This is a genomic window from Viridibacillus arvi, from assembly GCF_001274945.1.
Taxonomy (GTDB): Bacteria; Bacillota; Bacilli; order Bacillales_A; family Planococcaceae; genus Viridibacillus; species Viridibacillus arvi.
In genome coordinates this window covers 831,769-846,333 of sequence record NZ_LILB01000001.1, presented here as the reverse complement: position 1 = coordinate 846,333, position 14,565 = coordinate 831,769, and the positions used below count along the sequence as shown (strand labels likewise).

General features: G+C 35.3%; 9 protein-coding genes. 6 read left to right on the top strand and 3 right to left on the bottom strand.

Features of this window, described 5'->3' with window-relative positions; genetic code table 11:
- Positions 1-179: 179 nt before the first annotated feature.
- The 5 genes from AMD00_RS03960 (at position 180) to AMD00_RS03940 (ending at position 6,655) form a co-directional block, all read left to right on the top strand.
- A complete protein-coding gene (locus AMD00_RS03960) occupies positions 180-1,352 on the top strand; it encodes an MDR family MFS transporter (protein ID WP_053415776.1) in 1,173 nt (390 codons plus the stop codon).
- 209 nt (positions 1,353-1,561) lie between these two features.
- Complete coding sequence (locus tag AMD00_RS03955) at positions 1,562-2,032, top strand: MarR family winged helix-turn-helix transcriptional regulator (protein ID WP_053415775.1); 471 nt, start codon at positions 1,562-1,564, stop codon at positions 2,030-2,032.
- A gap of 5 nt (positions 2,033-2,037) precedes the next feature.
- A complete protein-coding gene (locus AMD00_RS03950; RefSeq protein ID WP_053415774.1) occupies positions 2,038-3,762 on the top strand; it encodes an ABC transporter ATP-binding protein in 1,725 nt (574 codons plus the stop codon).
- Positions 3,759-5,612, top strand: coding sequence for an ABC transporter ATP-binding protein (locus tag AMD00_RS03945; protein WP_053415773.1), 1,854 nt, complete (start codon positions 3,759-3,761; stop codon positions 5,610-5,612). The genes AMD00_RS03950 and AMD00_RS03945 overlap by 4 nt, the downstream gene beginning before the upstream one ends.
- 176 nt (positions 5,613-5,788) lie before the next feature.
- A complete protein-coding gene (locus AMD00_RS03940) occupies positions 5,789-6,655 on the top strand; it encodes a GNAT family N-acetyltransferase (RefSeq protein ID WP_053415772.1) in 867 nt (288 codons plus the stop codon).
- Positions 6,656-6,893: 238 nt separating this feature from the next.
- Here the strand turns inward: AMD00_RS03940 and AMD00_RS03935 are convergent, their stop codons facing one another.
- The 3 genes from AMD00_RS03935 to AMD00_RS03925 all read right to left on the bottom strand — a co-directional run bounded on the left by AMD00_RS03935 (position 6,894) and on the right by AMD00_RS03925 (position 12,633).
- A complete protein-coding gene (locus AMD00_RS03935; protein WP_053415771.1) occupies positions 6,894-7,163 on the bottom strand; it encodes a hypothetical protein in 270 nt (89 codons plus the stop codon).
- A 306-nt stretch (positions 7,164-7,469) separates the two neighbouring features.
- On the bottom strand, positions 7,470-10,487 hold the full coding sequence (locus AMD00_RS03930) for an efflux RND transporter permease subunit (RefSeq protein WP_053415770.1): 3,018 nt from the start codon (positions 10,485-10,487) through the stop codon (positions 7,470-7,472).
- A gap of 730 nt (positions 10,488-11,217) precedes the next feature.
- Entirely contained in the window at positions 11,218-12,633 is a 1,416-nt protein-coding gene (locus tag AMD00_RS03925; protein WP_053415769.1) for a sigma-54 interaction domain-containing protein, read from the bottom strand.
- Positions 12,634-12,917: 284 nt separating this feature from the next.
- Between AMD00_RS03925 and AMD00_RS03920 the strand changes: the two genes are divergently transcribed.
- Positions 12,918-14,555 (top strand): ATP-dependent acyl-CoA ligase, encoded by a 1,638-nt coding sequence (locus AMD00_RS03920; RefSeq protein ID WP_169786307.1) that lies wholly within the window; start codon positions 12,918-12,920, stop codon positions 14,553-14,555.
- The last annotated feature ends 10 nt before the right edge of the window (positions 14,556-14,565 follow it).

Genomic DNA, 14,565 nt, shown 5'->3' with positions numbered 1-14,565 from the left:
TTCTTCTAGTATAAGGGGCTTTTTATTTAATAATAAAACCTGTAACTTCTTCGCCTCATAAACTCAGATTTATCAAAATAATTAAAGTAGTGAAAATTTAACTCTGTTCATACATATATTGGTGGTGTTATATTTGTTAAAATTGTAAATTTAATTATTTGAAAGTGAAGTGCTTAAAATTGAGATTCTTCCAACATTTTCATCCATTAGTATGGATCATTTTAGGCGGTACAGTATTTACACGTATCGCAAGTTTTATGGCTATGCCCTTTTTGGCGCTTTATCTACATAAAGATTTAGGAGTAGGGCCTTTACTTATAGGTATAACGATAGGAATTGCCCCATTATTATCTACTATAGGGGGCTTTATCGGTGGTTATTTGACTGATCGATTTGGTAGAAAACGAATTCTGTTAATCACTGTTTTTGTATGGAGTACGGTGTTTATAGGATTTGCTACGACAAATATAGTTGCTATGTTCATAGTCTTAAATGCTATCAATGGTTTATGTCGTTCATTTTTTGAACCGGCTACACAAGCATTAATGATTGATTTTACGCCACAAGAAAAAAGAAAACGTCTCTTTTCATTACGATATACAGCAATTAATATAGCTGCTGTTATAGGTCCTGTTGTAGGAGTATATATAGCCAGCCTATCAAGTCCAAGCGTTCCTTTTTTGTTTACAGGCGCTATGTACTGCGTATATGGAATCTTTTTGATGATTGTATTGAATCGATATGAAATGAAACAGCAAAAACTAGGAACACAAATTCAAATACATCATATGTTTCGCATTATTTTATCGAATCGAAAAATGCAGCTGTTTGTTGCGGGAGCGATATTGATTAACTTTGGATATTCTCAGTTCGATTCTACATTACCTCAATTGGTCGAATTGACTGTTGAGGATGGAGTAAAACTATACTCATTTTTAATCGCACTTAATGCAGCGGTAGTTCTTATTCTACAATTACCTATTAGTATCTATTCAGAGCGATATTCAACGAAATCCACACTATTAGTGGGCATTGGATTCTTTGTAGCAGGATTAGCTTTATTTGGCGTGGCAAATAGTAGTCTCATATTTGTTATAGGGATGGTACTGTTTACGATTGGTGAGATCTTTGTTTTCCCAACAATGAATGTCTTAATTGATGAAATTGCCCCCGAAACACAAAAAGCAAGTTTTTTAGGGGCTGCCCAATTCAAGAACTTAGGAAGTTTCATCGGTCCAGTAATAGGTGGATGGCTGCTAGTGCATTTTCAAGATCAACTCTTTTTCTTGGTAGCTTTGATAGTACTATCTAGTGCAGCATTTTATAAGACGGCGATGAATTTGAAACATTAAAGTTAACTTGAATATGTAAAATACCCCGGTTAAAGGACAGTATAATAAGGTCCTCTAACTGGGTTTTCTTTTGCCGTTTTAATAATGAAATTAGTTTGCCAAATACAACGCTTTTCGCTTGATTGTTCTTCAATAAAAATGTAAATTTAATTGTGCTATTATAGAACTGTTCGTAATGGAACTGTTTGAAATGAAAGGAGTGGGGGATTTTGAGTCTTGAAAAAGACGCTAGTATAAGGTCTGAAAAGTTATTACATTCATTTTGGCATGTGAACCATTGTATTAGGAGAATAGTGCAAAGAACGGCATTAGAAAATGAGCTTACGATTCCTCAATATGCTTTATTAATAACGCTCGCACCATTTGAAGAGATGACTCAAAAACAGTTAGGGAAGGCAACGTTTTTTCCGAAAAGTACATTAAGTCAAGCTGTTGAGGGACTTGTACAGGCTGAATTGATTCAGAGAAATCCTGTAGAAGATAATAGACGTGAAATGCTGTTGACCCTTAGTGATAAAGGTCAATTGCTTTATAACAAGATACAAAGCCAAGAGAGTAGTGTACTCAAAGCTTTTGAGTTAGCGACTGATTCACTTAGTGAAAAACAATACGATGATCTTCTAACATCACAGCGCCAAATAATCACTTTATTAGAAGAGGCTATAGAAAGAGGAGAATGATTTAAGTGCTTAAACTACTAAAAAACCTCACAGTTTATAAGTGGATTGTTCTAGCGGTGGTTGGACTTGTATTCGTTCAATCCATGGCTGATTTGTATTTACCTACTCTAATGTCAGATATTATTGATAAGGGAGTAGTAGTAGGTGATAAGAATTATATTATAAAAATTGGTGGATTAATGCTTTTAGTAGCTGCATTCGGAGTGTGTGCATCGATTGTTGCAAGCTATTACTCATCAAAAGCGGCAATGGGTTTTGGTCGTGATGTCCGCCGTAAAGTGTTTAATCATGTTGAAGGATTTTCACTGCAAGATTTTGATGAAGTTGGAACAGCATCACTGATTACACGAACAACAAATGACATAACTCAAGTACAGCAAGTAGTAATCATGTTACTAAGAATGGTTGTAAGTGCACCGATTATGTTTGTTGGTGGATTAATAATGGCTTTATCAAAAGATGCAAAATTATCGCTTATTATCGTAGCAACAATCCCTGTACTAATGGGAGCAGTTATTCTAATTATGACAAAAGGAATACCGCTTTTTAAATTAGTGCAAACACGTTTAGATCGTTTGAATTTAGTATTACGCGAAAATTTAACAGGGATACGCGTTATCCGTGCTTTTAATCGTGAAAAACAAGAAAAAGTTCGTTTACAAAAAGCAAATAAAGATTTAATGGATGTTTCTATAAAAGTCAATAAAGTAATGGCATTTTTAATGCCGGTTATGATGCTTGTTATGAATTTAACAGTTGTTGGTATCATTTGGTTTGGTGGAATTCGTATCGATAACGGTGGTATGCAGATAGGGGACTTGATGGCATTTATTCAATACGTCATGCAAATCATGTTCGCCCTTGTTATGGCATCAATGATGTTTGTTATGATTCCGAGAGCTGCAGTGTCCGCAAAACGTATTAATGAAGTATTAGATAAGAAACCGACAATACTTAATGAAGGGGCTAAAGCAGTAGACCAAGAACGAGGAACACTTGAATTTGATAAAGTGTCTTTTACTTATCCAGGAGCAGAAGAACCTGTGTTATCTAATATTAGTTTCCGTGCTAAGTCAGGTGAAATTACTGCAATCATTGGGGGAACCGGTGCTGGGAAATCAACACTCGTGAATCTGATTCCACGTTTTTATGATGTTACTAGCGGAACGATTCGAGTAAATGGTGTAGACCTAAAAGAGACATCAATCGATGAGGTACGTTCTAAGATTGGTTATGTACCGCAAAAAGCACTACTCTTTACAGGTACGATTGCTGAAAATATTCGCTTTGGTAAAGAAGATGCCACGCAAGAAGAGATTGAACATGCGGCGCGCATAGCCCAAGCAGAAGATTTTATAAGTAAAATGGAAAATGGTTATGAATCTGAGATTTCTCAAGGCGGTTCAAATGTATCGGGTGGTCAAAAACAACGACTTTCAATAGCAAGAGCCTTAGTAAGAAAACCGGATATTTATATATTCGATGATAGCTTTTCCGCGCTTGATTACAAAACAGATGCAAGTCTACGTGCAGCATTAAAAGAAGAAACTAAGAATGCAACCATGTTACTCGTTGCTCAGCGAGTTAGTACAGTAGTAGATGCTGATCGAATCATTGTTTTAGATAAAGGCGAAATAGCTGGTATAGGTACACATAAAGAATTACTTGAAGAAAATGAAGTATATCGTGAAATCGTGAAATCACAGCTCTCAGAGGAGGAAATCGCATGAGTAAGCATAGAAAAACGCAACCTCAAGGCGGTCCAATGGGGAATGGCGGTAATATGATGATGGCAGGGCAAAAAGCCAAGAATTTTAAAGGCACATTCCGACGTTTACTTAGCTTTTTAAAACCACATCGTAATCGATTAATTATCGTATTTTTAGCAGCAATTATGAGTACTGTTTTCATGGTTGTAGGGCCGAAGATAATGGGGAATGCAATCACTGAATTATTTGAAGGGGCATATAGCAAATTCAAAGGAGTACCAGGAGCAGAAATCGACTTCCATGCTATTGGACAATTGTTACTGTTACTTGCGGGACTTTATGTTGTTAGTAGTTTGTTTTCGTATATTCAACAGTATATTATGTCTAGCGTCGCTCAGAAAACAGTTTATGATTTAAGAACAGAGATCAATGAAAAGCTAGAGAAACTTCCATTGAAATACTTTGATGGACGTGCTAATGGAGAAACTTTAAGTAGGGTAACAAATGATATTGATACGATTGGTAGTACGCTACAGCAAAGTGTGACCCAGTTTATCACTTCGATCGTAACAATAATTGGGATTATCATCATGATGTTAACAATCAGCCCGTTGCTGACATTAATATCAATTGTAAGTCTACCACTTTCGATTTTCGTCATTAAACCAATTTTGAAAAGATCACAAAAACATTTTGCAGATCAACAAAAAACTCTTGGCCAGTTAAATGGTCATATTGAAGAAATGTATACAGGTCATCAAGTCGTTAAAGTATTTGGTCATGAGAAAAAAGCGGTCGCTGAGTTCGATGAAGTAAATGAAAAATTATATCAAGCAGGTCGTAAAGCACAATTTATCTCGGGAATGATTATGCCTTTAATGTCATTCATCGGAAATTTAAGTTACGTTATCATTAGTGTTGTAGGCGGTATTTTAGTAACGCAACGTGCGATTTCAATTGGTGATATACAAGCATTTATTACGTACACTCGCCAATTTACACAGCCAATTGCACAAACAGCGAACATTGCAAACATTATCCAATCAACAATTGCCGCAGCTGAACGTGTTTTTGAACTATTAGATGAAGAAGAAGAAATAAAAGAAGTGACATCTTCTAGTTTAACGAAAGCAAAAGGAGCCGTTACTTTCGAGCATGTTAGTTTTGGATATGGCAAGGATCTATTAATAGAGGACATGAATATTGAAGTACAGCCAGGTCAAACAGTGGCCATTGTAGGTCCAACTGGAGCTGGTAAAACGACACTGATCAATCTGTTAATGAGATTTTATGAGTTAAATGACGGGAAAATCAAAATTGATGGTATTGATACGCGCAACATATCACGAGAAAACCTCCGCAAAACATTTGGTATGGTGCTTCAGGACACTTGGCTCTTTAATGGGACAATTAAAGAGAACTTAGCTTTTGGGAAAGAAAATGCAACAGAAGAAGAAATATTCTCGGCTGCCAAAACAGCTCGAGCAGATCACTTCATTCGTACACTTCCAGATGGGTATAACACAGTTTTAAATGAAGAAGCATCAAACATTTCACAAGGACAAAAACAGCTCTTAACTATTGCTCGAGCTGTACTTGCGGATCCTCCGATCATGATTTTGGATGAAGCAACATCAAGTGTTGATACGCGTACAGAATTACTGATCCAACAGGCGATGAATCGTTTAATGGAAGGGCGAACTAGCTTTGTTATTGCACATCGTCTTTCCACTATTAGAGACGCTGACTTGATCTTAGTGATGGATCAAGGTAAAGTCATCGAACAAGGAACACATCAAGATCTGTTAGAAGAAGGCGGTTTCTATGCTGACCTTTATAACAGTCAATTTTCAAATAAAGAAGCGATGTAAAAATGTAAAAGCCTTGATTCTAATTTTGAATCAAGGCTTTTTAATATTCGCGGGACATAATAGTCAGTAATATTAGAATTGTATAAAATTAAGAATAACAATATAATGAAAAGAATAGATTAATATATTTGCAGAAATTTAAGTCCGAATAACAATATGAAAAGCGGAGGTAAGCAATGAACATTTCTTATAAATTACTGTCGTCAGTAAGCTTTCAAGAAGCACACGAATTATTTAATAGAGGGTTTGAAGGATATATATTACCGATGAATTTATCTTTTGAAACATTCATTAGTAAGTTTGGAAATGAAAGTTTATCTCCATCGCTCTCAGTCGTTGCGTATGATGGGATTGAGCCTGTCGGATTTGTATTGCAAGGGATTAGAGAAGTGGATGGTCGAAAGGTTTCTTGGAATGGTGGAACCGGTATTATTCCTGAATATCGTGGGAAGAAGTTGGGCTTCCCTTTGATGCAAGAGGCAGTGAAAGTCTTATTGGATAACAATGTTTCTATAGCTACATTAGAAGCACTTTCTGAAAATAAGCCAGCCATATCATTATATGAGAAGTGTGGATATAATGTAGTTGACGATTTACTCTTTTTATCAGCAGAAGGGGTTTTAGATAATCAATTACCAAGTTTAGATGGCTATGAAATTCAAAGGATTCCTGCTGTACATGCAATAGGTTCAGGATTATTTCCGGCTATTGTACCTTGGCAAACAGATCCTAGTAACACACCTAAAATAGGTGGAGAAGTTGTGATGATTACAAAGGATGAAGATGTACAGGCTGCATGTCTTATTCGGAAAAAATATGTGTTCGGAAATGAAACGGAAGGTATTACATTATTTCAAGTATCTGAAAATGGTGATGATGATGTACTAAATGCATTACTTGCGTATGCTTTGGAATACGATAAGCCAATAAATCGTACTACTTATAACTTCTTAAAAGGAGATGGGCGAGTGATTTCCTTATTAACGAAAAAGGGATTTGAAGAGACGCCTGTTTCACAAGTATTTATGACAAAAACTTTCTAACTTTACCAGTTCAACAATAATCAATAAAGCGATTGAACGTGTTGCTTTTATTTTGCACAATAATTACATTATCTAATAGTTAAAGATGAAAATTCGATAAATAAGTAGCACTATAAACGAAGGTGCTTTTAATTTTTGGGTTCTATTTAACTATAATGCTACTTTTTATTAATTAAGAGGCGTTTTCGATATTTGGAGTCGAAAACGTTTCTCATTCATGCATGGGTGAATAATTACATTAAAAACCCGATTTATACTCGATTACTAGGTACTCAATAATTAAAATTATGGTTAAAAACATAATAGCTAGAACAGAACTAGCTTTTGTCTGAAAGATTTCTTTTTCGGTAACATCTTCTCCCTCTTTAAAGTTCTTGCGTTTTTGTTTTTCAATAGTATATTTAAATCCCCAAAATAGTGTTGCTCGTCCATTCAATAATGCTTCCTTAGGTTTAAAGAATTGCCAAATAAATATTACATATATTGGACTAAATATTAAGATTCCCATTAATATTTGCAACCCCTCCTAAACTATGGTGTTTTTTTCTTTCATTATATATTGGTATTCTACAAATATTCCTAAAAAACCTTTTGTGCTATCATTTATATTACTGGAATAACTGTGTTCGTTTATTGGATCTAAGCAAATTTTTACCACAAATCTAAGAATCCCTCGTTTATCAGTATGCAAAACAAGTGTATCTAAGAAATGTAAAAAATATAATTAAATTGAGCCAACTATTAGAACTTGATGTATCACAATTCAAGCCCTTCAATCAACAGATTGAAGGGCTTGTTAGTTATGTTAAACAGATTAATTCATTTCACTTGCTTTTTCTTTTCGCTGTCTTGTTGCCTTTCGGAAGTGAAGTGTCTCGTAAATAACAGGAATCACCACAAGCGTCAGCAATGTAGCCATCGTTAAGCCACCAATTACGACGATTGCAAGACTACTGGATACTAAGCTAGTTGATTCTGCTTTTTTAAATAATAATGGAATCATAGCACAGACTGTCGCCATAGCTGTCATTAAGATTGGACGCATTCTTGTTGCTGCTGCTTCTACAAGTGCGTCACGTATAATCATTGTTTTTTCATTTTGTTTGACGCGATCTAGCAAGACAATCGCATTCGTAACTACAATGCCAATTAACATTAAGGCACCAAGTAATGCCGTAACATCTACTGTAATTCCACTAATCAATAGGCCGAGAATCGCGCCAATTGCTGCTAATGGAAGTGAGCATAATATTGCAATTGGTGCACGGAATGTCTTAAAGGTTACTACCATTATTAAGAATACGATTCCGATTGATACAAGCATAGTGATAAATAAATCAGAGAAATCGTCTGCTTGTTGTGCACTTGCACCGCCAATATATACGTTTACTCCAGATGGAATCTTCATTCCTTTTACATCTTTTTTACCAAAGATAGTTTTAGTAATCTCTTCATTGACCTTTGATAGCTGCTCAGGATCCACACTAGCGGTAATACGTACATATGAATTGCCATCTTTATGGATTATGTTTGTTGGCTTCTCTTCTTGTTTTAGCTTAGCTACTTTGGATAAAGGCTCCATTCCCGTAGGTGTAGCGACTAAAATGTTGTTTAGTTCATCTTTCGTTTTTGGGTTTAGTAGAGGCTCTAACATAATTGTAATTGGTTGTGAACCAATCGTTGCCGATCCTATAGGCGTTCGATTTAAAAAGACACCTAATTGCTGAGAAATTTGCGTTGCACTTCCTTCTGCAGCATTCACTTTAAATGAATAAACCATCTTTTTTGCATCCTGATTGGTTGTTACTTTTTCAATTCCTTTTATTCCTTCAATTTTTTCTTTTACATTAGTTGCAGTTTTTTCAATTTGAGTTAAATCATCACCCATAACATCAATCGTAACTGGTGAAGAAGATCCTGACATAAAGGAAGCTGTATCTACTGTTAATTCTGCACCGACATACTCTTTCTTTTGTTTTTCTAGCCTATCAAGCACTTTTTCTGTATCTTTACTATCCTTTAACATAATCATGAATGTTGCGAGCGTTGGAGAATTAACTCCTCCTAATCTTGCAGCGTCTTCTGTATTACCAAGCTGTGTATATTCATATTCCACTTCATCTTGAGAGTGAATGTAATCTTCAAGGCGAAGTGTATTTTCTTTTACTTTTTCAAGTGGTGTATCATTTGGATACTCTAAAGTTGCTTGAATGAAATCAGCTGTCGATTTATCAATCTCTCCTTTAGGCATTGCAAAATAAGTCCCAATTGAACCAGCAAATAATAATAAAGAGAGTAGATATACAACCCATTTATGATTTAGTGTCCATGTTAATAAGCGAGAAAAACGTACTGCAGGTTTATGCACAGCAAGTTTGCTGTTTTTTAACAAGGAAGAACTCATCAATGGTACAACGGTCACTGCAACAATTAAAGAAGCGAGTAAAGAATACGTGATTGTTAAGGCAAATGGCATTAAAAAGTCTTGTAAACTGCCGCTAACTAATCCAATAGGTAAAAATACGGCAACAGTTGTTAGTGTAGAAGCTAAGATGGCTGTTCCTACTTCTTTTGTCGCTTCAATGACAAGACTAACTGAGAATTTTTCCTTTTGCATTTTCCTGAAAATATTCTCAATAACGACGATACTATCATCTACAAGCCTACCAACAGCCACGGCTACTCCACCCAATGTCAAAATGTTTAATGACACGCCTGACATCCATAGCAAAAACAGGGTAAAAGCTAGAGAAAGGGGTATGGAGACAATCGTAATAAATGTTGAACGTAGGTTTCTTAAAAATAGAACAATTACTATGGTCGCGAATAGTGCGCCTAATAATACTTCTTTCATCATCGTATTTACGGAACCTTCGATCATATCTGCTGTCGACATAATAACATCACTCTGGACGTTAGAATATTGTTTGTTCATTTTCTTAGATACTTCTGCAATTTCTTTCCCCGTACTTACTGCGTTTGCATTACTTCCTTTAGTCATAATAAGAATCAATGCATCCTTACCATTTACACGAGTAAGCGTAGTATTTGGCTTTTTAATGCTTACTTTTGCAACATCCGTCAGTTTAACACCTGGAGCAATGGGTAGTTGTTTAATGTCTTTCAACGAATTCAATTTTCCAATGATTTTGATGTTACTAGCTTTGTCGTCAATCGTTTTTTCTCCGACTGAAGCAGAAAGGTTTTGATCTTGAAGTACTGCCATAATATTCTCAAGTGATAATTGTTTTTCTGCTAATAGCGTATTATTTATTTTTATAGAAACATATGAACTTTCTGTACCAAACGCTTGCACATTTGCGACACCTTTTATATCTTTATACATTGGAATGATTTTTTTCTTAGCAAATTCGCTATTTCTTTTTGTTAATCCATCCTTAAATGTAATAGATACATCTGCAATCGGAATCATGGATGTATTAAGCTGAATGATTGAAGGTTTCTGAACATTCTTAGGTAATGTCACCGCAGCAAGAGCTTCTTGCACTTCTTGCTTGGCATCTTTCATATTCGTTTTTGATTCAAATAATATATCGATTTGTGTAAATCCATCACCTGTTGTGGAGAAATAATCTTTCTTTCCTTTGACAGAACTCACTGCGGTTTCAATTGGTGTTGTGACCTGTTCCTCCATCGAATTAGAATCGATTCCTTGCCCCAGTGCAATAATCGTTATTTGCGGTTGATCAGCTGGTGGTAAAAACTCCATTGGTAATTTGAAATAGCTAACACATCCTAAAAGTAATACAAGAATTGTAACTAATGCTATGGCCGCCTTATTTTTAAAGGACCATTTAGTAAACACAGACATTTAATAAAATCTCCTTTCTCATGCTCATCCATTTTATGCATTGCTCAATCTCAACATTAAGATTTCTCTCTTTTTTTGTGGTTTTCCTCCTGTATGTAATTGTAAGTCTTTGGAATTTTAAGGATAATAGACCAGGGGTGGTGGTTTCTCTAAGTCTTGAGACCGATTTTTAATCATTTGAGGGACCGATTGCAGATTCAATGATTCGTAATTTGAATGTATATTTAACCATTACAATATAAAATTCTAATACGCTATATCACGTACTATTTTGCTTCTTTATTTTTCTCTATTCTATTGTGCGATGTTTTATACTAGTTTTCTTGAAAAATAGCATGAAAAAAGAGCACTTAGACGAATCGTGACGGAGAATCACCCGTCAACTCGATTTAAAATCTGTCTGAGAGCTCATTTGATTTTCATTGGGTAACTTTAAAATTTTTCTGATAATGGGGTTAACTAGTTAACTCATATAAATAATCTGTATTAATCTCCGATAACAATCCTTTCCACCTATCAATGAATATAAGGTTTAGACGAGATTCTCTTACTATTGGTAGAAATGATAAAAAGTCATTGTAATCGCTTACAATGACTTTTAAAGTGGATAACATCGCAAGTTGATGGTATTGGGATAGTTCATTTACATTATTTGTTCTATCTACTTGACGGGGTGCAATCCACTACTTGTTTAGTCAGCCTCTTTTTTAAATCTATAATTAACTTTAATCTACATAATTGATAAATTTCTCTTTTTTCGTACAAGTGTGGAGATGTTTACTCCGAGTTTATCGGCACATTCCTGCATAGTAGAAGTTTGTGAAAGCATTTGTGTAATATACCATTTTTCAAATGTCTTCACAGCATCTTTAAGGGGAACAGTGATATCAGATGTATTATAGTCTATATTTTGTATAGCTATTTTTGGGAAGTTTAAAATGTAAGTTGGTAACTGATTAAGGGTAATCTTACCGTCTTCACTCATATGATACATTCGTTCTACGATATTGCTTAATTCTCGAATGTTACCTGGCCAGTCATATTCTAAGCACTTTTCCAGTACAGGGGCATCCATATGCATTTCAATTCCATATTTCTTTTCTAATTTTTTTGAAAAATAGAACAGAAGGGTGGAAATATCCTCTTGTCTTTCTCTTAATGGTGGTATGGTAAAATTTAATACATTTAGCCTGTAATAGAGATCTTGACGAAATTTTTTTTGTTCAATCAAAGATTCAAGGTTGCAATTTGTTGCTGCAATCACTCGCATGTCCACTTCACGATATTTTGTTCCTCCTACTTTTCTTATTTTGAAGTCTTGTAAAACGTTTAAAAGTTTAACCTGTAATGGATAAGGAAGGTCGCCAATTTCATCTAAAAAAATTGTTCCTTTATGGGCCATTTCAAACAAACCTACTTTTGATTGATTAGCCCCTGTAAATGAACCTTTTTCGTAACCAAATAATTCTGATTCTAGAAGGTTCTCGGGAATTGCTCCACAGTTTATTTTAATAAATTCACCCTTTCTTTGACTTTGCTTATGAATGTATTGAGCCATAACATCTTTCCCCACTCCAGACTCTCCAAGTATCAGAATGGGAGAATCATTTTTGGCAAAACGCGATGCAAGGAAGACAAGTTGGTGCATAACCTTGCTCTTATATATAAGCTGATTCTGTGATTCGAGTTGTTCTTGTGCTTGTTTTAGTGCGATTTGATAGGAAGTATTAATTTGTTGTGTTTCCCCTAATTCCTCTTGAAGTCGATTGATTTCTGTCACGTCTCTTACATTTGTAACTACAAATTGGACTTCTTGATTATCATCTAATATAGGTGTTGCCGAAAGGATAGCTTTTTTTCCGTTGTAATAATGAACCATAGCGCTGTAAATACTTTTTGTTTCAATCGCTACAGTACTAGCGGAATTAGGTAAACCACCTTGCTTTAGAAGATTGAAGACGTTCCCAAAATTGTTCATATAATCCACAGACATTCCGCAAATTTCTAATAAAGCTTGATTGTATAAAAGAGGATAACCATTTTGGTCACATACAAATAATCCATCATAAGAAGTGCTAAAGATGCTAGTGAATAATGAAATAAGTTGATTGCTCTCTTTATCTGGGAAATGGGGGGTTGTGTACATCTATTCACATCCTTATTATTGATCGAATAAAATTCTGTTTATTTTTAAAATTCTTAATATTCATAATTGATTATACATAAGCAAAAATGCATATGCAATATATAAAAACATCTAATAGAAGTTTATTAAATCAAAAGGGAAACAATTGGCATGATATTTGCTTAGTAATTATTTAGAAATCTTTTTTAAAAGAAATAAAGGAGAAGAGAGGGAATTAAGTTATTTCGATTTCTGTAAACGGATCTAACATAGAAGAATTACCTGTTTGAAAGATGAAAATGAACGTGAGTGGATGCGTTCAAATACAACGTCTAGAGGTGAACCTAGTGAAAAGTATTCGAGAGGTATTTGAAAGAGCGGTGAAAAATAATCCTGAACAACCATTTCTATGGTGGGAAGGAAAGGATACATCATATATCGAGATGTATAGAGAGGTAGCTAAGGTAGCTAATGGTTTTCAAGATTTGGGTATTCAAAAAGGAGACAGAGTTGCTTTGATGTTACCAAATATCCCTGAATTTCTCTATATCTGGCTTGGATTAAACAGTATAGGAGCTTCCATCGTCCCTATTAATACTTTTTTTAAAGGGGAAGAAACTGCATACGTAATTAATCATAGTGATTCTAAACTAGTGGTTACATGTAAGGAATATTACTCGTTGATTAAAGCTATTTTGCCGAGGTGTCCGAAGATTCAAGAGCTTGTGGTCGTTCGGAAGGAAGGAGAATCGAAAATAGGAATTGATTTTCAAAATCTGGTCCGAAAACAATCTGACAAACTGCCTCCGGTCGATTTAGATGAAAATGATGAAGCTGCTATCCTTTATACTTCAGGAACAACTGGTCATCCAAAAGGTTGTGTGCAATTACATTCCTACTATTTAGTCGCTGGTTTTCGCTATTCACAAAATATGATGCTAACAGAACAAGATTGTGTAATTACTCCTCTACCATTGTTCCATATGAATCCACAGATCTTGTCTACCATGGGTACGCTGTGGGTTGGAGCGAGACTGGCTCTAGTGGACCGTTTCCACCCAAAAAGTTGGTGGGATAGTGTACGCCGATCTGGGGCTACCAAGTTTCACTACCTTGGTGTAATGCCGGCAATGTTGATGGGACAGAAAGTAACAGAACACGATGCCGACCATTCTCATTGGATTGGTATGGGTGGAGGTGTTCCTTCCAAATTGCATAGTGAATTTGAAAAACGTTTTAATGTAACCTTGCTTGAGGGGTTCGGGATGACAGAATGTGGTTTGGTTATCTGTACCAATGTAGATTTGGACCGGAAAATAGGCTCCGGCTGTATCGGTACAGTATTTCCAGAATATGAGGCAATGGTGGTTGACGATTATGATCAAGAAGTAAAAACAGGAGAAATTGGGGAACTCGTCTTACGCAATAGTGATTCTTTAAATCGCCGTCGTGGCTTTATGAAGGAATATTACAAAAATCCAGAAGCAACCGAAGAAGTATGGAAAACGGGGTGGTTCCACACTGGTGATTATGTAAGAACGGATGATGAGGGATATGTTTTTTTTATAGACCGAAAAAAAGACATTATTCGTAGGTCTGGTGAGAATATTTCAGCTTCAGAAGTAGAAGATTCAATCAGAACACACCCTAATGTACTTGATGTTGCTGTGGTTGCAGTGCCTGATAACATTCGTGAGCAAGAAGTTAAAGCCTATGTAATCAGACATGAAACTGTTGCTATAGAAGTGGAGGATCTCATTGCTTGGTGTGAAGAAAGATTAGCTTACTTTAAAATACCTAGATATTGGGAATTTATAAGTGAATTACCTGTTACTAATACTGGGAAAATTCAAAAACAAAAACTTCGTGAGGGAGCGATAGACCTTCGCACGAACAGTTATGATCGCGTAGAAAAAGTTTTCCATTCTAAGATTCAGATATAAATATACAACA